General features: G+C 61.1%; 34 protein-coding genes. 1 reads left to right on the forward strand and 33 read right to left on the reverse strand.

Features of this window, described 5'->3' with window-relative positions; translation table 11 throughout:
- Window positions 1-128 precede the first annotated feature (128 nt).
- The 5 genes from AC1D05_RS27755 to AC1D05_RS27775 all read right to left on the reverse strand — a co-directional run bounded on the left by AC1D05_RS27755 (window position 129) and on the right by AC1D05_RS27775 (window position 6,562).
- Window positions 129-1,784, reverse strand: coding sequence for a hypothetical protein (locus tag AC1D05_RS27755; RefSeq protein ID WP_477444941.1), 1,656 nt, complete (start codon window positions 1,782-1,784; stop codon window positions 129-131).
- 246 nt (window positions 1,785-2,030) lie between these two features.
- A complete protein-coding gene (locus AC1D05_RS27760; protein ID WP_477444943.1) occupies window positions 2,031-2,861 on the reverse strand; it encodes an aspartyl/asparaginyl beta-hydroxylase domain-containing protein in 831 nt (276 codons plus the stop codon).
- Between the two features lie 175 nt (window positions 2,862-3,036).
- Window positions 3,037-3,714, reverse strand: a complete 678-nt coding sequence (locus AC1D05_RS27765; RefSeq protein WP_477444944.1) for a DUF930 domain-containing protein — start codon at window positions 3,712-3,714, stop codon at window positions 3,037-3,039.
- Between the two features lie 5 nt (window positions 3,715-3,719).
- Window positions 3,720-5,027, reverse strand: coding sequence for a replication-associated recombination protein A (locus AC1D05_RS27770; RefSeq protein ID WP_477444946.1), 1,308 nt, complete (start codon window positions 5,025-5,027; stop codon window positions 3,720-3,722).
- A 41-nt stretch (window positions 5,028-5,068) separates the two neighbouring features.
- A complete protein-coding gene (locus AC1D05_RS27775; protein WP_477444948.1) occupies window positions 5,069-6,562 on the reverse strand; it encodes a DegQ family serine endoprotease in 1,494 nt (497 codons plus the stop codon).
- Between the two features lie 138 nt (window positions 6,563-6,700).
- Here AC1D05_RS27775 and AC1D05_RS27780 point away from each other — a divergent pair, with 138 nt between their 5' ends.
- Complete coding sequence (locus AC1D05_RS27780) at window positions 6,701-7,351, forward strand: hypothetical protein (RefSeq protein ID WP_477444950.1); 651 nt, start codon at window positions 6,701-6,703, stop codon at window positions 7,349-7,351.
- A gap of 21 nt (window positions 7,352-7,372) precedes the next feature.
- Here the strand turns inward: AC1D05_RS27780 and rplQ are convergent, their stop codons facing one another.
- The 28 genes from rplQ to AC1D05_RS27920 form a co-directional block, all read right to left on the reverse strand.
- Window positions 7,373-7,804 carry a 50S ribosomal protein L17 gene (gene rplQ, locus AC1D05_RS27785; protein WP_258583909.1) on the reverse strand — a complete coding sequence of 144 codons (432 nt, stop codon included), beginning with the start codon at window positions 7,802-7,804 and terminating at the stop codon, window positions 7,373-7,375.
- A 104-nt stretch (window positions 7,805-7,908) separates the two neighbouring features.
- Window positions 7,909-8,919 (reverse strand): DNA-directed RNA polymerase subunit alpha, encoded by a 1,011-nt coding sequence (locus AC1D05_RS27790; protein WP_006205443.1) that lies wholly within the window; start codon window positions 8,917-8,919, stop codon window positions 7,909-7,911.
- Window positions 8,920-9,021: 102 nt separating this feature from the next.
- Complete coding sequence (gene rpsK / locus AC1D05_RS27795) at window positions 9,022-9,411, reverse strand: 30S ribosomal protein S11 (protein ID WP_006205444.1); 390 nt, start codon at window positions 9,409-9,411, stop codon at window positions 9,022-9,024.
- Window positions 9,412-9,541: 130 nt separating this feature from the next.
- Window positions 9,542-9,910, reverse strand: a complete 369-nt coding sequence (gene rpsM / locus AC1D05_RS27800; RefSeq protein WP_006205445.1) for a 30S ribosomal protein S13 — start codon at window positions 9,908-9,910, stop codon at window positions 9,542-9,544.
- Between the two features lie 200 nt (window positions 9,911-10,110).
- Window positions 10,111-10,707 carry an adenylate kinase gene (locus tag AC1D05_RS27805; protein ID WP_477444952.1) on the reverse strand — a complete coding sequence of 199 codons (597 nt, stop codon included), beginning with the start codon at window positions 10,705-10,707 and terminating at the stop codon, window positions 10,111-10,113.
- Entirely contained in the window at window positions 10,704-12,044 is a 1,341-nt protein-coding gene (gene secY, locus AC1D05_RS27810; RefSeq protein ID WP_477444954.1) for a preprotein translocase subunit SecY, read from the reverse strand. The genes AC1D05_RS27805 and secY overlap by 4 nt, the downstream gene beginning before the upstream one ends.
- A gap of 194 nt (window positions 12,045-12,238) precedes the next feature.
- Window positions 12,239-12,712: a 50S ribosomal protein L15 gene (gene rplO / locus AC1D05_RS27815; protein ID WP_027044981.1), complete on the reverse strand. Its 474-nt coding sequence runs from the start codon at window positions 12,710-12,712 to the stop codon at window positions 12,239-12,241.
- Between the two features lie 22 nt (window positions 12,713-12,734).
- Window positions 12,735-12,932, reverse strand: coding sequence for a 50S ribosomal protein L30 (gene rpmD / locus AC1D05_RS27820; RefSeq protein ID WP_006205449.1), 198 nt, complete (start codon window positions 12,930-12,932; stop codon window positions 12,735-12,737).
- A gap of 24 nt (window positions 12,933-12,956) precedes the next feature.
- Complete coding sequence (gene rpsE, locus AC1D05_RS27825; protein WP_006333394.1) at window positions 12,957-13,520, reverse strand: 30S ribosomal protein S5; 564 nt, start codon at window positions 13,518-13,520, stop codon at window positions 12,957-12,959.
- A gap of 76 nt (window positions 13,521-13,596) precedes the next feature.
- On the reverse strand, window positions 13,597-13,956 hold the full coding sequence (rplR, locus tag AC1D05_RS27830) for a 50S ribosomal protein L18 (protein WP_477444956.1): 360 nt from the start codon (window positions 13,954-13,956) through the stop codon (window positions 13,597-13,599).
- Between the two features lie 138 nt (window positions 13,957-14,094).
- A complete protein-coding gene (gene rplF, locus AC1D05_RS27835) occupies window positions 14,095-14,628 on the reverse strand; it encodes a 50S ribosomal protein L6 (RefSeq protein WP_023682603.1) in 534 nt (177 codons plus the stop codon).
- An 89-nt stretch (window positions 14,629-14,717) separates the two neighbouring features.
- Window positions 14,718-15,116 (reverse strand): 30S ribosomal protein S8, encoded by a 399-nt coding sequence (gene rpsH, locus AC1D05_RS27840; protein ID WP_006205453.1) that lies wholly within the window; start codon window positions 15,114-15,116, stop codon window positions 14,718-14,720.
- 12 nt (window positions 15,117-15,128) lie between these two features.
- Entirely contained in the window at window positions 15,129-15,434 is a 306-nt protein-coding gene (gene rpsN, locus AC1D05_RS27845; protein WP_013895695.1) for a 30S ribosomal protein S14, read from the reverse strand.
- Between the two features lie 27 nt (window positions 15,435-15,461).
- A complete protein-coding gene (gene rplE / locus AC1D05_RS27850) occupies window positions 15,462-16,040 on the reverse strand; it encodes a 50S ribosomal protein L5 (protein ID WP_172229140.1) in 579 nt (192 codons plus the stop codon).
- Entirely contained in the window at window positions 16,033-16,347 is a 315-nt protein-coding gene (gene rplX, locus AC1D05_RS27855) for a 50S ribosomal protein L24 (protein ID WP_006205456.1), read from the reverse strand. Before rplX ends, rplE begins: the two co-directional genes overlap by 8 nt.
- Window positions 16,348-16,359: 12 nt before the next feature.
- The gene (gene rplN / locus AC1D05_RS27860) at window positions 16,360-16,728 is read right to left on the reverse strand and encodes a 50S ribosomal protein L14 (protein WP_006205457.1); all 369 of its coding nucleotides are present in this window, start codon (window positions 16,726-16,728) and stop codon (window positions 16,360-16,362) included.
- 72 nt (window positions 16,729-16,800) lie between these two features.
- Window positions 16,801-17,040 (reverse strand): 30S ribosomal protein S17, encoded by a 240-nt coding sequence (gene rpsQ, locus AC1D05_RS27865; protein WP_010909280.1) that lies wholly within the window; start codon window positions 17,038-17,040, stop codon window positions 16,801-16,803.
- Between the two features lie 11 nt (window positions 17,041-17,051).
- Window positions 17,052-17,252 carry a 50S ribosomal protein L29 gene (gene rpmC / locus AC1D05_RS27870; protein ID WP_006205459.1) on the reverse strand — a complete coding sequence of 67 codons (201 nt, stop codon included), beginning with the start codon at window positions 17,250-17,252 and terminating at the stop codon, window positions 17,052-17,054.
- Window positions 17,253-17,264: 12 nt separating this feature from the next.
- Entirely contained in the window at window positions 17,265-17,678 is a 414-nt protein-coding gene (gene rplP, locus AC1D05_RS27875) for a 50S ribosomal protein L16 (protein WP_013531427.1), read from the reverse strand.
- A 27-nt stretch (window positions 17,679-17,705) separates the two neighbouring features.
- Window positions 17,706-18,431 carry a 30S ribosomal protein S3 gene (gene rpsC, locus AC1D05_RS27880; RefSeq protein ID WP_023672753.1) on the reverse strand — a complete coding sequence of 242 codons (726 nt, stop codon included), beginning with the start codon at window positions 18,429-18,431 and terminating at the stop codon, window positions 17,706-17,708.
- A complete protein-coding gene (gene rplV / locus AC1D05_RS27885; RefSeq protein ID WP_006205462.1) occupies window positions 18,431-18,820 on the reverse strand; it encodes a 50S ribosomal protein L22 in 390 nt (129 codons plus the stop codon). The genes rpsC and rplV overlap by 1 nt, the downstream gene beginning before the upstream one ends.
- Window positions 18,821-18,822: 2 nt before the next feature.
- The gene (rpsS, locus tag AC1D05_RS27890; RefSeq protein WP_027044977.1) at window positions 18,823-19,101 is read right to left on the reverse strand and encodes a 30S ribosomal protein S19; all 279 of its coding nucleotides are present in this window, start codon (window positions 19,099-19,101) and stop codon (window positions 18,823-18,825) included.
- 16 nt (window positions 19,102-19,117) lie between these two features.
- Complete coding sequence (gene rplB / locus AC1D05_RS27895) at window positions 19,118-19,951, reverse strand: 50S ribosomal protein L2 (RefSeq protein ID WP_172229142.1); 834 nt, start codon at window positions 19,949-19,951, stop codon at window positions 19,118-19,120.
- A gap of 22 nt (window positions 19,952-19,973) precedes the next feature.
- On the reverse strand, window positions 19,974-20,267 hold the full coding sequence (locus tag AC1D05_RS27900) for a 50S ribosomal protein L23 (protein WP_010909275.1): 294 nt from the start codon (window positions 20,265-20,267) through the stop codon (window positions 19,974-19,976).
- On the reverse strand, window positions 20,264-20,884 hold the full coding sequence (rplD, locus tag AC1D05_RS27905) for a 50S ribosomal protein L4 (protein ID WP_015317984.1): 621 nt from the start codon (window positions 20,882-20,884) through the stop codon (window positions 20,264-20,266). The genes AC1D05_RS27900 and rplD overlap by 4 nt, the downstream gene beginning before the upstream one ends.
- Window positions 20,884-21,597 (reverse strand): 50S ribosomal protein L3, encoded by a 714-nt coding sequence (gene rplC, locus AC1D05_RS27910; RefSeq protein WP_477444958.1) that lies wholly within the window; start codon window positions 21,595-21,597, stop codon window positions 20,884-20,886. Before rplC ends, rplD begins: the two co-directional genes overlap by 1 nt.
- A 61-nt stretch (window positions 21,598-21,658) precedes the next feature.
- On the reverse strand, window positions 21,659-21,967 hold the full coding sequence (gene rpsJ / locus AC1D05_RS27915) for a 30S ribosomal protein S10 (protein ID WP_010909272.1): 309 nt from the start codon (window positions 21,965-21,967) through the stop codon (window positions 21,659-21,661).
- Window positions 21,968-22,036: 69 nt separating this feature from the next.
- Window positions 22,037-22,292 (reverse strand): EF-Tu C-terminal domain-related protein (locus AC1D05_RS27920; RefSeq protein ID WP_477246636.1); only part of this gene is annotated, 256 nt, incomplete at its 5' end.

Below are 22,292 nucleotides of genomic sequence, written 5' to 3' on the forward strand. Positions count from 1 at the left end.
CGTTATATCCGTTCAGATATATCCGCAGCATCGAGTTGTAGAGGACTGATGCCTGCAGGCGCTATACGACAATGGTCCAACAGCCGCGGACTGTGCCCTAACTGCCCAAACGCAGGCGAACTTGATCATCACCACGCAGGCGTTGCCCACCCGGGATATTTTGTCCTGAACTCGCCATAAAGCGCATCGAGTTCCGCTTTGCTGACCGGACGCACCTGCTCATAGAGGTAACCGGTAACGCCATCGGACAACTGGTATGCCGCAATGCGCTTGTATGCGGCGCCAATACCCTTCCCTTCAACAATATACTCGTTCGGAACCGTGACACATAGCTGTGCGCCGGATCGCAGATGGGTAACGGGCCGGTCGGTGACGACGACATATCTGGATTTCAATGCGTCCGATCGGAACTGATCGCGGCTATCCACCTGGCAAGCCCATCCGACATGCTGGAGAAGGCCTCGGTTCATACCTGACAACAGCGCGTCGCTCATGACCGCGCCGGAGGCGAAGACCGAAAATCGATCCGCTGGCCCCATTCTTTCAACAAGGTCATCGATCAGGCGTCTGTATTCAGGAAGATTGTCGAGGTGAAGAGGAAGTGTGGCTTCCCTGGCAAAAACGTAGCTGATCGGCGACAGCATCTGCCGGCCGATTGGAAAAAAGGTACCCAAAAAAGCAAGTCCAGCGGCAATGGATATCACGGCGGTCGACCATTGCGATCTCAGCGCCGGCGCCGAAACAATAGAAACGATTGCTTGAGCGTATGCAGGAAAGAGCCAGAGAAATATCGGTAGCGAATGATGACGTTCCGGGTCCTGCGTACGGACAAAAAGAAAAAAGGTGAGGATCGAAGCGATGGTACAGAACAAGGAAAATCTGTTGCGGCGCACTAGGGAGATATAGAGACCCACCATGATCAAGGCCCAGTTCACGTAGCTAAGGCGGGATCCAATTTCACCGAGTTGGGTAAAGATGGTCGTCCTGTATCCGCTGTAAAGATCGGCATAGCTGGTTCCCAGAATCTTGGCGATCAGCGGCAATTGGAAATTCAAGGCGGTTGCGGCAACAACGAAAATCGCACACACGCCGCCCAACGCCGCTTTTCGGAAGGCGGGAAAGTCTCGGTCTCTTGCAATCTGCAGCAAACAAAAAAATGCTGCGGAAACGGTGATCCCGATGACGGCATAGGCGTACCAACGACGCAGCATGAACGCCAACCAGAGGCATGCGCCGACCGATATTCCGCTCATCACCGGCTCCCGGGTCAGGAACCTTGATTTCCAAAGAAAATAGGTTGCCGCCGTGAGAGCGGTACAACCGGCAATGTCAGGCAACCCTCGAAGCGTCGGCGCCCAAAACGGAGTATAGAGAAAGGCCGCAATCCAGACGGCAATCCAACTTCTGGAAGGCGTCTCGGAGGCAGCCTCCAGATAGCTTATTCTGCCTATGAAGAGAACCGCCGGGACTAGGTAAACCGCGACTATTCCGGCGACGAAGGAAAGCCTTGAACCGCCAAAAATGATCTGAAACGGCATCAAGGGCACCAGGATCGCCACGCCGTAATCTTCCGTCGCGATAGAAGTGCCCAATTGGCTCAGCCACGCGAAAGGGCTCTCGACCAGCAGCGCGCCCTGCTGGTTGAACGTGTTGAAATAGGCCGCGAAGTCCCAATAGTAGACGGCCTCTTCGAGATTTACGTACACAGCGCTGAGGGCAACCCCAAGCAAGACGGTGCATATGTATGTGACCGTCCAGAATCCGAGGATTTTGCTCTTTGTCACTCGAAGCCGCCAAGGAAGAGAAGGGACAGAACTGCCGGGACCAAGCAGGAGCCATCCCCTGACGCCGCCAAGAGCCATCCCGGCGAATCTTGCGAACAGATTCTTATATTGAATTGTCGAGAGCCCAAATGGCTGTTGCTCGAACGCGCACGGCGCAAGCGTGGAGAAACGCCTGGATGGGCCGGCCCACGGGCAACCGGCAGAGGTGCTTGCTTGCGAACCGCTGCCGGTCGACGGGTTTTCTGTTCAGGTGGTTTCGACCTTCTTCGGCTTGGTCGAACCGATCATCTTCCAGTTCTTGTAGAACATCGAATTGATGCGTTCGACGCTGACCGAGACAACCGCGAGCATACCGGCGATAAGCCTGGGAACCGGGGACGGCCTGATGATGTCCATGAACACGCAGTAGCGGCGGCCGTCATACTCGTTGACCGAGCGATGCAGCAGCGTGTCGTCGAAAATGAACAGCGGGTTGTCGTACCAGTAGTTCTTGACGTTGCCGCATTCGACGAAGATTTCCGACTTCACCGGAACCAGATTGTAGAGGATGCGCAGGCTGAGCCGCAGCGGACCGAAATGCCAGGAGGTCGATTCGCGCTTGCTGAAGACCGACACGGCGATGGTCTTGATGTATTTGAAATCCTTGTTGAACTCGGCGACGTTGTCGATCCTGTGCTTGCCATACCACTGGTAGACATACATGCCGCGCCGACCGGCGCCGAAATTGGCGTCGATATCGGCGATGATCTCGTCCTTGCGCGCCTTGAAGATGTCCAGGATCTCATTGACCTCGCGCTGATAGTCCTCCGGAAACTGCTCCAGCTTCCACACGCCGGGGTTCCTGTAGCAGAGCAGATCGACCACCAGATTGAACGGCGACAGCAGCCAGGTGAACAGGCCGTTGCCAAGGAAGTAGCCTGAGAACAGCGACAGATCCTTCCTGTCGTTGCGCAGCACGTCGATCAGGCCGCAAACGATGAAGATCGTCGTCAGAATGGGGATGAAGTAGAAGCCAAGGGCGAGAAGCGGGATGGCGATGGCGAATTTGCGAAGCGATTTGCGAAGCGTTTTTGTCATTTTTCCACGCGCGGAGCGCGATCCTGTTGCGAATGAGTGTGCCAAATCTCGGCAACGACCACCGCCCGGCCGTGCGCCTTGATAAGGTTTTTTGGGTCGCCGCACAACGCCACGACTTGGTGGCCTGGCAGCTGCCTGGTGGAATTTGCCAGACTTCGTCCATGCACCGCTGGGGTCAATGCACCGCTGGCAAGCCGAGTTCGTCCCATTTCTCCCTGGCCACGGGATCGCCGACCAGGAACTCAAAGCCGATGACGCTTTCGCCGTCTTGTGCGAGCTGGCATTTGAACTTCAGATTATACCAGTTTTTGCGACTGCGGAAAGCCGCGCCGTCGGCGGCGATCGTGGTGCCGCGGACCTTCTCCTCGGCCGTTGCGTAAGGCACGACACGTTCCGGATGAAAGTCCGCGCGCCAACGCCGGATCTGGTCCATGGCCTCGAGATTGCACAATTGCACCATGCGCTCGTCGGAAGCGAAGGTCGCGAGATCGGCGCGCGCCTGCCGGCTGCGCGGATCGGCGAGCGTCTTGGCCGACAGCATTTCGGTCGGCCGGATCATGGCCGGCGCGCTGGGCGGCGGAGATTGGGGAGCACTCGGCGATGGTGTGGGCACCGGCGCTCGCGCCTCTGGGGCCGGCGGCGGTGCTTGCACTGGCGGTGGCTTGGTCGACGCCTCGAACTGCTGCGGAGTCAGAATGTCGACCGACACCCGTTCCTCTTCCAACCGCTTTGGCGGCTTCGGCAATGGCATCAAGGCCAGTGTTGCGGCGAGCAGCGTGTGAAGAACAACCGAGGCGGGAATGCCCCATGGCGAGGCCTCGCTTCGAAGCGTCACGACCACCGGGCCGCGCAAGCCGGCTATTCCCGCTCTTTGCGCAGCTTTGCCCAATAATCGAGCCGCTTTCGGATATCGCGCTCGAAACCACGCTCAGGCGGATCATAGAACGTCTGGCGGCCCATCTTCTCGGGAAAATAGTCCTGTCCCGAAAAGGCGTCGGGCTCGTCATGATCGTAGCGATAGCCCGCACCGTAATCCTCTTCCTTCATCAGCTTGGTGGGCGCGTTGAGGATGTGCTTGGGCGGCAGCAGCGAGCCATGTTCCTTGGCAGCGCGCGTGGCGGCCTTGAAGGCGGTGTAGACGGCATTGGATTTGGGTGCGGTGGCGAGATAGACGGTGGCCTCGGCGAAGGCGAGTTCGCCTTCCGGCGAGCCCAGATAGTCGTAGGCGTCCTTGGCGGCGTTGGCGACGACCAGCGCTTGCGGATCGGCAAGGCCGATGTCTTCCATCGCCATGCGCACCAGGCGGCGGCCGAGATAGAGCGGATCCTCGCCGGCGTCGAACATGCGCGCGAGATAGTAGAGCGCTGCATCAGGATCCGAGCCACGCACCGATTTGTGCAGGGCCGAGATCAGATTGTAATGGCCGTCCTGGCCCTTGTCGTAGATTGGCGCGCGGCGCTGGACGATGCGCTGCAGCCCTTCAGGGTCGAAGATCTCGCCTGGTTTGGCGGCGCGCCAGACTTCCTCTGCCAGCGTCAGCGATGCGCGGCCGTCGCCATCGCTCATGCGGATCAGCATCGTCCGCGCCTCGTCGTCGAGCGGCAGCGCCCTGCCCTCCGTCTCCTCCGCCCGCACCATCAGCTTGGCGATGCTCTCCTCGCCGAGCGAATGGAAGACCATGACGCGCGCGCGCGACAACAGGGCCGCGTTGAGTTCGAAGGACGGATTTTCGGTCGTGGCGCCAACCAGGACGACCGTCCCGTCCTCCATGACAGGGAGAAAGGAATCCTGCTGGGCGCGGTTGAAGCGATGGATCTCGTCGACGAAAAGCAGGGTCTGGCGACCGTTGGCGCGGCGCAGCTTGGCCGCCTCGAAGACTTTCTTCAGGTCAGCAACGCCGGAAAACACCGCCGATATCTGTTCGAAAGCAAGGCTGGTCTCGCCGGCGAGCAGCCTTGCCACAGTGGTCTTGCCGGTGCCCGGTGGCCCCCAGAAGATCATCGAACCGAGCGAACCTGAGCCGATCAGCCGGGTCAGCGCGCCATCGGGGCCGGTCAGATGCTCCTGGCCAACGACCTCGCCAAGGTTTTTCGGCCGCAGCCTGTCGGCCAGCGGCCGCCCGGGCGGCGCCTTTTCCGGTTCATCGACGCTGAACAGATCGGCCATGCACTTCTTTTGGTTTGGAGCGCGATCCCTTCAGATCGAACTCAGTAACGCAACACCTGGCGCAGTATCTGCCCGCCGCGCTCGACGGTAAAGCGCCACCAGCGCGTATCCTGCTGGGCTACCTGCGCCAGCGTCGCGGCGGTGTCGATGGTGGTGCCGTTGACCTCGCGCACGATGTCGCCCGGCAGGAAGCCGAAATCGGCCGCCGGCGAATCGCGGTTGATGTCGATCACCGTGACACCTTTGAGGTCGGTGCGCAGGCCAAGCTTCTGGGCAAGGCGCGGCGACAGTTCCGCGACCTTGGCGCCCGAGAACGGGCTGCGGCCATGCAGCGTCACTTCCGAGGCTTTCGCACCCTCCGGCGCGCGCTCCAGCGCAATGTCCATCGCCGCTTGCTGGCCCTTGGTCAGGATCGCGAAATTCGCCTTGCTGCCGATCGACAGCGTCGCCATGCGATAGTCCAGCGCCTCGATGCTCTCGACGGGCTTGCCGTTGATCTGCTCCACGACATCGCCCGCCTTCAGTCCTGCCTTGCCGGCTGGACCCGTGGCCTCGACGGAAGAGACAAGAGCCCCTGTCGGCTTCTCCATGCCAAGCGATTCGGCGATCTGCGGCGTCACCGCTTCGAACTCGGCGCCGATATAGGGCCGTTCGAAGAAATCGAGGCCTGCCTTGGCGGCATCGGCAAAAGCCCGCACCATGTTGGCGGGGATGGCAAAGCCGATGCCGATCGAGCCGCCGCTGCGGCTGTAGATGGCGGTGTTGATGCCGACCAGCTGGCCGCCCATGTTGATCAGCGCGCCGCCGGAATTGCCGGGATTGATGGCGGCGTCGGTCTGGATGAAATAGCCCGAATCCGAAACGCCGATATGGCTGCGGGCCAGTGCCGAAACGATGCCGCTGGTGGTGGTCTGGCCGACGCCGAAGGGGTTGCCGATGGCCAGCACCAGATCGCCGACCTCGAGCGCGTCGGAATCGCCGATGGCGATGACCGGGAACGGTTTGTCGGATTCGATCTTGAGCACCGCAAGATCCAGCGTCTCGTCCTTGAGCATCACCTTGCTGGCGAATTCACGGCCGTCGGCGGTTGCCACCTTGACCTCGTCGGCATCCTTGATGACGTGGAAATTGGTGACGATGACACCGCTCGGATCAACGAGCACGCCAGAGCCGAGCGAGGACTGCGCGCGCGGCTGAGCGCGGCCGAAAAACTCCTCGAAGAACGGATCGCCTTCAAAAGGCGATGTGACCTTGGCCGTCTGCGACGCATAGACGTTGACCACGGCGGGTGCGGTTTGCTTGACGAGCGGGGCAAACGAAAGCTGCACCTCCTCGCGGCCGAACGGCACGCGCTTGTCTGGCCCCGAAGTGGAATTCTCGCCTTCGACGCCATGCAACAGATCGGTCAGCACATCCGACAGGCCCGGATCGGCAGGCTTTGCGGCATCTTCGGCCAACGCCTGCCGGCCTGCCGGTGCGGCTGCGAACACCATGAAGGCGCAGAGCAGAACAAGGGACAGTCTTTTGGCGCGCATTCGCGAATCCTCCAAGGCAAGTTCGGGCGCATTGTCCCGACGATTGTGCAAAATGAAAGGCTAAGCCGCTGAAATCCGATTATTTTAAGCAGCAAAACAGCTACAGCTGACTTTGAAACCGAAAACCCCGTGGCCTTGATGAAAAAACAACTCCTGTCTTTCCGTGACTTTTTGAAGACCGGCAGCTTGGGGCCGATCTCCCCCGACATGACAATGGCCGAGATTGTCGAAGTGCTCGGCACGCCTGAGCATGCGGATCCGGAATATTGGACGTTCGGTAAGCTGGAAATTTCCTTTGATGTCGAGCTACCTCACCAAATGAACTGGTTTCAAATTGAAGAGGCCGGGTACCTCACAGGCGAGTTGGAGGCCCTCACCGATCGTTTTGCACTTTCGCTGGACGGGTTCAGCGGGAAGACAAAACCATCAGAGTTCCTGGGTGCTGGCCTTTGGGCCACAGATCAGGCCAAAGTTTTCTACGCGGCTTCCGGCCGCGACATCGGGCTCAACATCTGCGCCGGACGGATTCAGATGCATTTTCATGTGGCTACCGACTTCATCCGCGACCAAGATACCGAATCATATCTGAGCGCGTCCCCCACGTCGCAATCGGTGGCGGAGATCGATTCCCGAGCCGTCCTCGGCAGTATCTATTCACACCCCTACCCAAAGGTTGAAGAGGTACCAGGTGCATTTAATTGGAAGCTGCTGAGTGGAAGCCAGTACCTTGCGCTGGCCGATGGACGGCAAACATTGGCAAACGAAAAAGGGGCCCGCAGGCCCCTCTAATTCTCTTGGAAAGACGTGGCCTTATGCGGCCGCGGCGTCCGCTTCGGTGCCTTCGGCTTCGATGCGGGCGCGATCGCCGGCGCCCTTGGCCGAGGTGTCGCGATCGACGAACTCGATGACGGCCATCGCGGCATTGTCGCCGTGACGGAAGCCCGCCTTCATGATGCGCAGGTAGCCGCCATTGCGGTTGGCGTAGCGCGGGGCGATGGTGTCGAACAGGCGCTTGACGACGCCTTCATTGCCGATCTGCGCGATCACCTGGCGGCGGGCGTGCAGGTCGCCGCGCTTGCCGAGCGTCACCAGCTTCTCGACGATCGGACGCAGGTCCTTGGCCTTCGGCAAGGTGGTGACGATCTGCTCGTGCTCGAGCAGCGACACGGCGAGGTTGGCGAACATCGACTTGCGATGGCTAATGCTTCGGGCGAAGCGGCGGCCTTTGAAACCGTGGCGCATGGCTCTTTTCCTTCTTCAGTTGTTCAAGAGGCCGCGGCCCCTGATGGTTTTCCGCATGACCGTCGGATCGAGCGGCCCACGCCGCCGATCCTTGGAATTCATGCTCAATATTGGTCTTCGTAACGCTTGGCGAGGTCTTCGATGTTTTCCGGCGGCCAGTCCGGCACTTCCATGCCGAGGTGCAGGCCCATCGCCGCCAAGACTTCCTTGATCTCGTTCAGCGACTTGCGGCCGAAGTTCGGGGTGCGCAGCATCTCGGCTTCGGTCTTCTGGATGAGATCGCCGATGTAGACGATGTTGTCGTTCTTCAGGCAGTTGGCCGAACGCACCGAAAGCTCGAGTTCGTCGACCTTCTTGAGCAGCGCCGGGTTGAAGGCGAGCTCGGTGACGGCTTCGGCAGCGACTTCCTTCTGCGGCTCGTCGAAGTTGACGAACAGGCCGAGCTGGTCCTGCAGGATGCGGGCGGCGAAAGCCACCGCGTCCTCGCCCGAGATCGAACCGTCGGTCTCGATGGTCATGGTCAGCTTGTCATAGTCGAGAACCTGGCCCTCACGGGTGTTTTCGACCTTGTAGGAGACCTTCTTGACCGGCGAGTAGAGGCTGTCGACCGGGATCAGGCCGATCGGCGCGTCCTCGGCGCGGTTGCGCTCGGCCGGCACGTAACCCTTGCCGGTGTCGACGGTGAATTCCATGCGGATTTCAGCGCCTTCGTCCAGCGTGCAGATGACGTGGTCGGGGTTGAGGATCTCGACGTCGCCAACCGTCTGGATGTCGCCGGCGAGAACCGCACCCGGGCCCTGCTTGCGAACGACCATGCGCTTGGGGCCGTCGCCTTCCATGCGGATGGCGATTTCCTTGATGTTCAGAACGATGTCGGTCACGTCCTCGCGCACACCGGCGATGGACGAGAATTCATGCAGGACGCCGTCGATCTGCACGGCGGTGACAGCCGCACCGCGCAGCGAAGACAGAAGCACGCGGCGCAGCGCGTTGCCCAGCGTGAGGCCAAAGCCGCGCTCGAGCGGCTCGGCGACCAGCGTGGTCAGAGTCTTCTTCTTCGACGAGAACTCGATCTTGTTCGGCTTGATCAGTTCCTGCCAGTTTTTCTGGATCATGATGCTTTCCTTCCGTTGACCCGCCACCATCCAATCGTGGCGGGCGACCTGGAATACCGCGGAGGAACGCCCTTCGGCGTTCGCGCAGCGTTCGGTAATTTCTTAGACGCGGCGCTTCTTGCGCGGGCGGCAGCCATTGTGCGGGATCGGCGTCACATCACGGATAGAGGTGATGGTGAAGCCGGCCGCCTGCAGGGCGCGCAACGCCGATTCACGACCGGAGCCGGGTCCGCAGACCTCGACTTCGAGCATGCGCATGCCGTGTTCCTGGGCCTTCTTGGCAACGTCCTCGGCAGCCATCTGGGCGGCAAACGGGGTCGACTTGCGCGAACCCTTGAAGCCCTGGGCACCGGCCGACGACCAGGCAATCGAATTGCCCTGCGCGTCGGTGATGGTGATCATCGTGTTGTTGAAGGTCGAATTGACGTGGGCGACGCCCGACGAGATATTCTTGCGTTCGCGACGGCGAACACGAGCGGCTTCCTTGGCCATGATAGTCCTTTCAGTTGATCTCTACACCGCCGTAATGCCAGCGGCTCCACCTGGAAGTGGGTAGCGAATTAGTGAGTAGTGACGAGATGCAAAAGCTTCTCGCTACTCACTACCGGCCACTCACTCCAAATTACTTCTTCTTGCCGGCGATCGACTTGGCCGGGCCCTTGCGGGTACGTGCATTGGTGTGCGTGCGCTGGCCGCGAACCGGCAGCGAGCGGCGGTGACGCAGGCCGCGGTAGCAGCCGAGGTCCATGAGGCGCTTGATGTTCATCGACACTTCGCGGCGCAGGTCGCCTTCGACCTGGTAGTCGCGGTCGATGGTCTCGCGGATCTGCAGCACTTCCGCGTCGGTCAGCTGGTTGACGCGGCGCTCGGCCGGGATGCCGACCTTGTCGACGATCTCCTGGGCGAACTTCTTGCCAATGCCGTGAATGTACTGAAGCGCAATGACGACGCGCTTGTTGGTCGGAATGTTGACGCCGGCTATACGAGCCATGTTCTTCTCTTCTCCATGTGGGCCGGACAAACCGGCGTTATTCAGATTGCCCCGCGTCCGGTGGAGGCCGGCCCTTGCGGGAGTTTCCAGTTCAAAGCGACCGCCTTGCCCTTGCGGACAAGCAAAGTGCGCACCTGATAGGAAGACGGGCCGCCATACCGCAGCGAACCGCCTCCGTCAAGCTTAATCTTCAAATTCCCTTACCGCGCCTTTGCAGCCGTCGCGAGCACGGCTTCGATCTCGGCGGTCACCGCATCGATGCTGGCCATGCCGTCGACCGTCTTGAGCCTGCCCTTGGCGTAATAATAGCCGGTCAGCGGAGCGGTCTTCTTGTAGTACTCGCGCAGGCGCTCTTCGAACACCGCGGGATTGTCGTCCTTGCGCACCGGCTGGCCTGCCGCCTTGGCATCCTCGGCACGCTTGACGATGCGGCCGACGAGGGCCCTGTCGTCGACGACCAGTTCGATGACCGTGTCGAGGCTGATGCCACGCTCCGAGAGCATCGATTCAACCGCATCGGCCTGCACCAGCGTGCGCGGGTAGCCGTCGAGAATGAACCCCCCGGCGCAATCGGCCTGGTCGATCCGCTCGGCCACGATGGCGTTGACGATGGCGTCGGACACCAGCTCACCGGCGTCCATCACCGCCTTGGCACGCTTGCCGACTTCGGACCCGGCCTGAACGGCGGCACGCAGCATGTCGCCCGTCGAAAGCTGGGGTATGCCGTATTTGTCTACCAGTCTTTGTGCTTGTGTCCCCTTGCCCGCCCCTGGCGGCCCAAGCAAAATCAACCTCATCTGGCTTTCTTCCCCCCGCGCAGCTTCGACTTCTTGATCAGGCCTTCATACTGGTGCGCGATCAGGTGGCCCTGAATCTGCGCAACCGTATCGAGCGTGACACTGACCACGATCAGAAGCGATGTGCCACCAAGGTAGAATGGTACGCCAGTCGCCGAGATCAGGAACTCCGGCAGCAGACACACCAGCACCAGATAGATGGCGCCGACGACGGTGATGCGGGTGAGAACGTAATCGATATAATCGGCGGTGCGCTCGCCCGGACGATAGCCCGGGATGAAGCCCGAATGCTTCTTGAGCTGATCGGCGGTGTCCTTCGGGTTGAAGACAATCGCTGTGTAGAAGAAGGCGAAGAACACGATCATCGCCGCGTAGAACAGCATGTAGAGCGGCTGGCCGTGGCCAAGCGAGGCCAGGATGGTGCTCGCCCAGGCCGGCATATTGGTCGTCTGCGAGAAACCGGCAACGGTGGCCGGCAGCAGGAGCAGCGACGACGCAAAGATCGGCGGAATGACGCCCGACGTGTTGAGCTTCAGCGGCAGATGCGAAGTATCGCCCTGGAACATGCGGTTGCCGACCTGGCGCTTCGGATACTGGATCAGCAGGCGGCGCTGGGCGCGCTCGAAGAACACGATGAGCGCGATGACGACGATGGCCAGGACGATGATCGCCAGGATCAGGCCGGTCGACAGGGCACCTGTGCGGCCGAGTTCCAGCGTGCCGGAGATGGCGCGCGGCAGGCCGGCGACGATGCCGGAGAAGATGATCAGCGAAATGCCGTTGCCGATGCCGCGCGCGGTGATCTGCTCGCCGAGCCACATCAGGAACATGGTGCCGCCGACCAGTGTGACGACGGTCGAGAGGCGGAAGAACATGCCGGGGTCATTGACGATGCCGTTGCCGTTCTCCAGCCCCACCGAAATGCCGTAAGCCTGCACCAGCGCGAGCAGCACGGTGCCGTAGCGCGTGTACTGGTTGATGACCTTGCGGCCCTGCTCGCCTTCCTTCTTCAACGCTTCCAGCGACGGGATGACCGAGGTCATCAGCTGCATGATGATGGAGGCGGAGATGTAAGGCATGATGCCGAGCGCAAAGATCGCCATGCGCTGCACGGCGCCGCCGGCGAACATGTTGAACATGCCGAGCACGCCCTTGCTCTGCGAGGAGAAGGCCTGGGCGAAGGCGTCGGGGTTGATGCCGGGAAGCGGAATATAGGTGCCGAGACGATAGACGAGCAGCGCGCCAATGGTGAACCAGATGCGTTTCTTCAGGTCCTCCGCCTTGGCGAAGGCCGAGAAATTCAGATTCGAGGCTAGTTGTTCAGCAGCCGAAGCCATGCCTGATTCTCCGCTTGGTAACGCTTGATGGCCCGTGAGGTCAGGCGGCGCGTTTCACCGAAGCTCACGAGATAAGCTCCGGGCTGTAAACATGCAAGCGGCCGCGTTGACGCGGCCGCCCAATTGAGCAGATCAAAGCGCAATCGTGAGCAAAAACGGGATCCCATTCTTGCCGATCGCGCTTCAAATTGCCGTTACTCGGCAGCTGCCTTTTCCGGCAGCTTGACCGAACCGCCGGCCTTTTCGATCTTCTCGATCGCGGCCTTGGAGGCACCGGCGACGTCGAAGGCGAGCTTTGCCTTGATCTCACCATCCGAGAGGATGCGAACGCCGTCCTTGACGCGGCGGATGACGCCGGCAGCAACGAGCGATTCAGCCGTCACGGTTGCCTTGGCGTCGAGCTTCTTGGCGTCGATGGCGACCTGGATACGGGCCAGCGACACGACGGTGAAGCTCTTGGCGAAGATGTTGTTGAAGCCACGCTTCGGCAGGCGCCGGTAGAGCGGCATCTGGCCACCCTCGAAGCCGTTGATGGCGACGCCGGAGCGCGCCTTCTGGCCCTTGACGCCGCGACCGGCGGTCTTGCCGGAGCCGGAGCCGATGCCACGGCCGAGACGCTTCTTGGAGTGCGTCGCGCCGTCCTTGTCACGCAGATCGTTGAGTTTCATCTGAGTTCTCCTGCGCTTCGGCTCAGCCCTCGTCCACAACGCGGACGAGATGCTGAACGGCGGCGATCATGCCGCGCACGGAAGGCGTATCTTCCAGCGTGCGCTGCTTGTGCATCTTGTTGAGGCCGAGGCCGACCAGCGTCGCACGCTGTTCCTTCGGGCGGCGGATCGGCGAACCGATCTGCTCAACGGTGATGGTCTTGGTTGCTTTCTTGGCCATGGTCAAAATCCCTGGTCAGATCGACTATTCTTCAGCCGCAACGGCGGTGCCGCGGCGGGCCTGAAGGGTCGAATACTTGATGCCGCGCGCAGCAGCCACATCCTTGGGATGCATCTGGCTCTTCAGCGCGTCGAAGGTGGCGCGAACCATGTTGTAAGGGTTCGACGAACCCATCGACTTGGCGACCACGTCATGCATGCCGAGCGTCTCGAAGACAGCGCGCATCGGGCCGCCGGCGATGATGCCGGTACCCTGCTTGGCAGCGCGCAGCAGAACGCGTCCAGCCCCCCAACGTCCCTCGACGTCATGATGCAGCGTACGACCCGAGCGCAGCGGCACGAAGATCATGTCGCGCTTTGCCGATTCAGTTGCCTTGCGGATGGCTTCCGGCACTTCGCGTGCCTTGCCATGACCGAAGCCGACGCGGCCCTTCTGGTCGCCGACGACGACGAGTGCTGCAAAACCAAAGCGACGGCCGCCCTTGACGACCTTGGCGACGCGGTTGATGTGGACAAGCTTGTCCACCATGCCGTCATCGCGTTCTTCACGATCGCGGCCGCGGCCGCCATCCCTACGTTCCTGTGCCATATCCTGTTCCTTGTTTTTTTCCGGAAGCACGGTTGATGATGAGATCCGGCGCCTCTGTGGGTCACCGGGGGCGAAATTAGAAGCTCAAGCCACCTTCGCGAGCGGCTTCTGCCAGCGCCTTGACGCGGCCGTGGTAGATGTACGCGCCGCGATCGAAGACGACGTCCTTGACGCCGGCCTTGGTGGCGCGCTCGGCGATCAGCTTGCCGATCGCAGCAGCGGCCGCGGTGTCTGCGCCGGTCTTGAGCGAACCCTTGAGGTCCTTCTCGAGCGTCGAAGCGGCGGCGATGGTGTGGCCCTTGGCGTCGTCGATGACCTGAACGTAGATGTTCTTCGACGTGCGGTGGACCGAGAGACGCGGGCGCTCGCCGGCGACCTTCTTGATCTGACGGCGGACGCGCTGCGCGCGGCGCTGGATGGATTCTTTGCTAGCCATGATAGTTCCTTGCCTTCAAAAAACGGGGGCCGCCATATGCGGTAGGCGAATGCGCCTCCCGCGACCGCTCCCCGCGGCGTTGCACTTCTTAGGCCTGGCCCTTTTCGAAAAGTCTGCAACTTTTCGGAGCCAAGCTCACTACTTCTTCTTGCCTTCCTTGCGGACGATCTTCTCGCCAGCGTAACGGACGCCCTTGCCCTTATAGGGCTCGGGGCCGCGGTATTCGCGGATCTCGGCAGCCACCTGGCCGACCTGCTGCTTATCGATGCCGGTCACGGTGATTTCCGTCGGCTTCGGCACCGTGATGGTGATGCCGGCCGGCGTCTCGTAGACGACGTCATGGCTAAAGCCAAGTGCCAACTGCAGGTTCTTGCCCTGAAGTGCCGCACGATAGCCGACGCCGGTGATCTCGAGCTTCTTCTCGAAGCCGTCCTTCACGCCCTGCAGGATGTTGACGATCTGCGTGCGCGACATGCCCCACTTGGAGCGCGCGGTCTTGGTCTGGTCGCGCGGCTGGACAGCGATCTCGCTGCCTTCCATCTTGACCAGAACTTCGTCGTTCACCACGAACTTCAGCTCGCCCTTGGGGCCCTTCGCCGTCACGGTCTGGCCGTTGACGGTCGCGGTCACGCCCTGCGGCAGCGAAACGGGTTTCTTTCCAATACGAGACATTTTGTTGTCCTCGTCACTTCTCTTGTTTCAGGTCTCTGTCTTCGGAACGATCCGAAGACCGGATTCCACTTTGCGGGTCAGCTGCCAGATCAGAAGATCTGGCAGAGGATCTCGCCACCGACGTTCTGTTCGCGTGCTTCGTGATCGGCCATCACGCCCTTCGGCGTCGAAAGGATGGCGATGCCGAGGCCGTTGGCGACGTGCGGGATCGACTTGGCCGAGACGTAAACGCGGCGGCCCGGCTTCGAGACGCGGGCGATTTCGCGCACGACCGGCGCACCGTCGAAATACTTCAGCTCGATTTCGATTTCGGACTTGCCGTTGTCGAAGTCGGTCTGGCTGTAGTCGCGGATATAGCCTTCAGCCTTCAGCACGTCGAGGACGCGGGTGCGCAAACGTGAGGCCGGCGTCGAGACACTCGACTTCTTGCGGCCGTATGCGTTGCGGATGCGGGTCAGCATATCGCCGAGAGGATCGCTCAATGACATATTATGTCCTCCTTACCAGCTCGACTTGACCAGGCCCGGGATCTGGCCGTTATTGCCGAGATCACGAAGCGCGATGCGCGATACTTTGAGCTTGCGATAGTAGGCACGCGGGCGGCCGGTGACTTCGCAGCGGTTGCGGATGCGGATCTTGGCCGAGTTGCGCGGCATGGCGGCAAGCTTGAGCTGAGCGCGGAAGCGCTCCTCCATCGGCTTGGACTGATCCATGATGATCGCCTTCAGGGCAGCGCGCTTGGGACCGTACTGGTCGGCAAGCTTGCGGCGCCTGTTGTTCTTCTCGACTGAGCTGGTCTTTGCCATTTCAGATTTTTCCTTTTCTCGCTGCCGTTACTGGCGGAAGGGGAAGTTGAAAGCCTTGAGCAATGCCCTGGCTTCGTCGTCCGTCTTCGCAGTCGTACAAACGATGACGTCCATGCCCCAGATCTGATCAACCTTGTCGTAGTTGATCTCCGGGAACACGATGTGCTCCTTGATGCCCATGGCGTAGTTGCCACGGCCATCGAAGCTCTTGGGGTTCAGTCCGCGAAAGTCGCGGACGCGTGGCAGCGCGATGTTCACGAGGCGGTCGAGGAACTCGTACATACGTTCCTTGCGCAGCGTGACCTTGGCGCCGATCGGCATGTTCTCGCGGACCTTGAAGCCAGCGATCGAATTGCGGGCGCGGGTGACGACGGCCTTCTGGCCGGCGATCATCGCCAGGTCTTCGGCTGCAACCGAAGGCTTCTTCGAGTCTGCGGTCGCTTCGCCGACACCCATGTTCAGCACGATCTTGTCGAGGCGCGGAACCTGCATGTCGTTGTCGTAGCCGAACTGCTCCTGCAGCGCCTTGCGGATGGTCTCGTTGTAGACCTGCTTGAGGCGCGGCGTGTTGGTTGCAGTCGCCTGCTTGGTTTGAGACTTAGCCATTGATGACTTCTCCCGAGCGCTTGGCGACGCGCACCTTCTTGCCGTCCTTCTGGAAGATGAAACCGACGCGGGTCGGCTTGCCATCCTTGGGGTCGGCCAACGCGATGTTCGACAGCTGGATCGGCGCTTCCTTGGTGATGATCCCGCCCTCTTGGGACTGGGACTGCTTCTGGTGACGACGGATCATGTTGACGCCGCGCACCAGCGCGGTGTCATCCTTCGGCTGAACCGACAGGACTTCGCCCGAACGGCCCTTATCCTTGCCGGCCAGCACGACGACTTTGTCGCCTTTTCTAATCTTTTGCATTGGTCCGGCTCCTTACAGCACTTCAGGCGCGAGCGAGATGATCTTCATGTGGTTCTTGGCGCGGAGTTCGCGCGGAACCGGTCCGAAGATACGCGTGCCGATCGGCTCTTTCTTGTTGTCGACGAGAACGGCCGCGTTCTTGTCGAAACGGATCACGCTGCCGTCCGGGCGGCGGATGTCCTTGGCCGTGCGAACCACGACCGCCTTCATCACATCGCCCTTCTTAACGCGGCCGCGCGGAATGGCTTCCTTGATGGACACCACGATGATGTCGCCCACGGAAGCGTATTTCCGCTTCGAGCCGCCCAGCACCTTGATGCACATGACACGACGCGCGCCGGAATTATCCGCCACGTCGAGGTTTGTTTGCATCTGAATCATGACTGGCCGCCTTCTTCTTTTCTAACGGGACAGGCTCGAAGCCCCTCCCCGGTCTGTCCAAAATTCGTTTGTTTACGCCTGGTCCGAAGACACGACGATCCAGCGCTTATCCTTGGAAATCGGCTTCGATTCCTGGATGAACACCTGATCGCCAACCTTGTGGGCGTTGTTCTCGTCGTGCGCCTTGTACTTCTTGGTCATGCGCACGGTCTTCTTCATCACGGGATGCGTGAAGCGCCGTTCGACCTTGACGACAACCGTCTTCTCGTTCTTGTCGCTGACGACGGTGCCCTGCAGAATGCGCTTTGGCATGGTTTTCGTCCTTAAGCCTTCTTAGCCGCGGACTTTTCCGCAGCGATGGTCTTGATGCGCGCAATGTCCTTACGGACCTGTCTCACGCGCGCGGTCTTCTCAAGCTGGCCGGTGGCCTTCTGGAAGCGCAGGTTGAACTGCTCCTTCTTCAGGCTGGCCAGGTCGTCGGTCAGCTGATCCTGGGTCTTGGTACGGATGTCTTCGGCTTTCATGATCAGCCCGTCCTATTCTGCGATGCGCTGTACGAAGCGCGTCTTGACCGAGAGCTTGGCCGCGCCGAGACGCAGCGCCTCACGGGCGGTTTCTTCATTGACGCCGTCGATCTCGAACATGATGCGGCCCGGCTTGACGCGCGCCGCCCAGTAGTCGACCGCGCCCTTGCCCTTACCCATGCGGACTTCGGTCGGCTTCGAGGTGACCGGCACGTCTGGGAAAATACGGATCCAGACGCGGCCGGCACGCTTCATTTCACGCGTGATCGCGCGGCGGGCCGCCTCGATCTCACGCGCGGTGACGCGGTTCGGCTCAAGCGCCTTCAGCCCGAAACCACCGAAATCCAGGTTGGTGCCGCCCTTTGCGGTACCATGGATACGGCCCTTGAACTGCTTGCGGAACTTTGTGCGCTTTGGCTGCAGCATCGTTCTAACTCCAAATTCCTAAATGTCTCAGGCGTTTTCGCGACGACGACCGCGTTCGCGATCACCACCACCGCCATGCGCAGCATCACCCTCGGTCGCGCGACGCTCCGAAGCCATCGGATCGTGCTCGAGGATCTCGCCCTTGAATACCCAGACCTTGACGCCGCAGATACCGTAAGCCGTATGCGCTTCAGCCGTGCCGTAGTCGACATCGGCGCGCAGCGTATGCAGCGGCACGCGGCCTTCACGATACCATTCCATGCGCGCGATCTCGGCGCCACCAAGACGGCCGGCGCAGTTGATGCGGATGCCTTCGGCACCGAGGCGCATCGCCGACTGGACGGCGCGCTTCATGGCGCGACGGAACGCGATACGACGCTCGAGCTGCTGGGCGATCGACTGGGCGACCAGGGTCGCGTCGATTTCCGGCTTGCGCACTTCAACGATGTTGAGGTGCGTCTCGGACTTCGTCATCTCCATCAGCTTCTTGCGAAGCTTCTCGATGTCGGCGCCCTTCTTGCCGATGATCAGACCCGGGCGCGCGGCGTGGATGGTGACGCGGCACTTCTTGTGCGGGCGCTCGATCACGACCTTGGAGATCGCGGCCTGCTTGAGTTCCTTCTCAAGATACTTGCGGATCTTGATGTCCTCATGCAGCAGCTTGCCGTACTCGCCGGTGTTCGCGAACCAGCGCGAATCCCAGGTGCGGTTGATGCCGAGGCGAAGACCGATCGGATTGACTTTCTGGCCCATTATGCGGCCTCCCCTTTTTCTTCGACTTCACGTACGACGATCGTGAGGTGCGAGAACGGCTTCTCGATACGGCTGGCGCGACCACGGCCACGGGCATGGAACCGCTTCATGACGATCGACTTGCCGACATAGGCTTCCGCCACGATCAGCGCATCGACGTCCAGGTCGTGGTTGTTTTCCGCGTTGGCAATCGCCGACTCAAGCGTCTTCTTGACCGTGCCGGAAATCCGCTTGGCCGAGAATTCGAGATCGGAAAGCGCTGTCGCGACCTTCTTGCCGCGGATCAGCGCGGCAACGAGGTTCAGCTTCTGCGGGCTGATACGGATCGTGCGCAATACGGCGCGCGCTTCGTTGTCAGCAAGCCTGCGCGGAGCTTTGGCCTTGCCCATGATTATTTCCTCTTCGCCTTCTTATCCGCGCCGTGACCGTAATAGGTCCGGGTCGGAGCGAATTCACCGAACTTGTGACCGACCATGTCCTCGTTAACCGCAACAGGAACATGCTTCTGGCCGTTATAGACACCGAAGGTGAAGCCGACGAACTGCGGCAGGATGGTGGAGCGACGGCTCCACATCTTGATCACCTCATTGCGACCACCTTCACGAACCTTATCCACCTTCTTGAGAAGGTAGCCGTCGATGAAGGGGCCTTTCCAAATAGAACGAGTCACTTGGCGTTACCTCTTCTTAGCTCTTGCGCTGATGGCGCGAGCGCAGGATGAACTTGTCGGTCGCCTTATTGGACCGCGTCTTCTTGCCCTTGGTCGGCTTGCCCCACGGGCTGACCGGATGACGACCACCGGAGGTGCGGCCTTCGCCGCCGCCATGCGGGTGGTCAACCGGGTTCATGGTCACGCCGCGATTGTGCGGACGCTTGCCACGCCAAACCGTGCGGCCGGCCTTGCCGTCGTTGATGTTGCCATGGTCCGGATTGGACACGGCACCGACGGTGGCCATGCAGGAGCCGTGAACGACACGCTGCTCGCCCGAATTGAGGCGCAGGATCGCCATGCCCTGGTCACGACCGACCAGCTGGCCGTAGCCGCCTGCCGAACGAGCGACCTGAGCGCCCTTGCCCGGCTTCAGCTCGATGTTGTGGACAATGGTGCCGACCGGCATCGAGGCCAGCGGCATCGCGTTGCCCGGCTTCACGTCTACCGATTCACCGGCCACGATCTTGTCGCCGGGAGCCAGACGCTGCGGAGCAATGATGTAGGACAGCTCACCATCATCATACTTGATCAGCGCGATGAAGGCGGTGCGGTTCGGATCATACTCGATACGCTCGACCGTTCCGACAACGTCGAACTTGCGACGCTTGAAGTCGATAATGCGGTACGAACGCTTGTGACCACCACCGATGAAGCGGGCGGTGATACGACCGTGATTGTTGCGGCCGCCCGACTTGGTCAGGCCCTCGGTCAAACCCTTGACGGGCTTGCCCTTGTAGAGGCCCGAGCGGTCGACGATGACCAGCTGGCGGGTGCTCGGCGTTACCGGGTTGAATTTTTTCAGTGCCATTGTTCTGTCCTCGCGGCCTTGCTCAGAGACCCGTCGCGACGTCGATCGACTGGCCATCGGCCAGCGTCACAATCGCCTTCTTGACGTCGCTCTGGCGGCCGATCGTGCCGCGGAAGCGCTTGATCTTGCCCTTGCGGACAAGCGTGTTCACGGCCATCACCTTGACGCCGAACAGCGCTTCGACGGCGGCCTTGATTTCCGGCTTCGACGCCTTTTTGGCGACATTGAAGACGACCTGGTTCTGCTCGGAGGCCATGGTCGACTTTTCGGTGATCGCCGGCGAGACGATCACGTCGTAATGACGAAGGTCGGTCATTTAAAGCGCTCCTCGAGAGCCTCGACGGCGGCCTTCGAAAGGACCAGCGTGCCGCGGCGCAGAATGTCGTAGACGTTGATGCCCTGGATGGGCAGCACGTCGATGTTGGGGATGTTGGTGGCTGCCAGCTTGAAGTTCTTGTCAAGCTCGGCGCCGCCAATCACCAGGGCGTTGGTCAGGCCCAGCGTCGCGAAATTCGCGATCAGCGCCTTCGTCTTGGCCTCGGTCAGCTTCAGCTCGTCGATGATGATGATCGACGCGCTCTTGGCCTTGGCCGAGAGAGCATGCTTGAGGCCAAGCGCACGAACCTTCTTGGGCAGTTCATGCTCATGGCTGCGAACGACCGGGCCGTGGGCCTTGCCGCCGCCGCGGAACTGCGGAGCGCGTGCCGAATGGTGACGGGCGCGGCCCGTACCCTTCTGCTTGTACATCTTGGCGCCGGTGCGCGCGATTTCGGCGCGACCCTTGGCCTTGTGCGTGCCCTGCTGCTTCTTGGCAAGCTGCCAGCGCACGACGCGCTGCAGGATGTCCTCGCGCGGATCAAGGCCGAAAATCCCGTCGGAGAGTTCCACCTTGCCGGCGTCTTTACCGCCGAGCGTTGTGATCTTGAGATCCATTATTCTGCTCCCTCTGCGGCCGGAGCCTCGTTCTTGGCAACGGCGCGGATCGCGGCAGGCTTCGGCGCATTGGCCGGCAGTGCCACCTTGGCCGCATCGCGGACCAGGATCCAGGCGCCCTTCGATCCGGGAACCGCACCGCGGATCAGGATCAGGCCGCGATCGGCGTCGGTCGAAACGATCTCGACATTCTGTGTGGTGACGCGGGTATCGCCCATGTGGCCAGCCATATGCTTGCCCTTGAACACCTTGCCCGGGTCCTGACGCTGGCCGGTCGAACCGTGCGTACGGTGCGAGACCGAGTTACCGTGCGTCGCACGGCCACCACCCATGTGGTGGCGCTTGATGACGCCCTGGAAACCCTTACCGATCGTCGTGCCCGTCACATCGACCTTCTGGCCGGGGACGAAGTGCTCGACGGTGATCTCGGCGCCGACATCGATCATGTTGTCGGCGGAGACGCGGAACTCGGCGACCTTCGCCTTCGGCTCGACGGAAGCGGTCGCGAAATGGCCGCGCATCGCCTTCGACGTGTTTTTCACCTTGGCGAGGCCAACGCCGAGCTGAACGGCGGTGTAGCCATTCTTCTCCTGCGTGCGCTGCGCTACGACCTGGCAGTTCTCCATCTGGAGAACGGTGACGGGAACATGTTCCCCGGCATCGTTGTAGATGCGGGTCATTCCCACCTTTTTTGCAATCACACCTGAACGCATCGGTTCAATTCCTTTAGAGTTCCGGGCCAGGGGCACCGCCCCTTACCGCGCTCTCATTCCCTTAGAGCTTGATCTCGACGTCGACTCCGGCGGCCAGATCGAGCTTCATCAAAGCATCGACGGTCTGCGGGGTCGGATCGACGATGTCGAGCAGACGCTTGTGCGTGCGCATCTCGAACTGCTCGCGGCTCTTCTTGTCGACGTGAGGCGACCGGTTGACCGTAAACTTTTCGATCCGCGTCGGCAGCGGAATGGGGCCGCGGACGTTGGCACCGGTGCGCTTGGCCGTCGACACGATTTCCTTCGTCGAGGCGTCGAGCACGCGGTGATCAAACGCCTTCAGGCGGATGCGGATATTCTGTCCGTTCATGCGTCACTTCCTTGTTCTGGCGCGGCGCGGGCAACTTCCGCGCCCGCGACAGATCGGTTTAAGTCCAAATTACTCTTTGATGGTGACGACGATGCCGGCACCGACGGTGCGGCCGCCTTCACGGATGGCGAAGCGCAGCTTCTCTTCCATGGCGATCGGCACGATCAGCTCGACATCGACCGTGATGTTGTCGCCAGGCATGACCATCTCGGTGCCTTCCGGCAGCGACACGATGCCGGTCACGTCCGTCGTGCGGAAGTAGAACTGCGGACGGTAGTTGGTGAAGAACGGCGTGTGACGGCCACCTTCGTCCTTGGTCAGGATG

The sequence above is a fragment of the Mesorhizobium sp. P2_E9 genome (genome assembly GCF_056403815.1).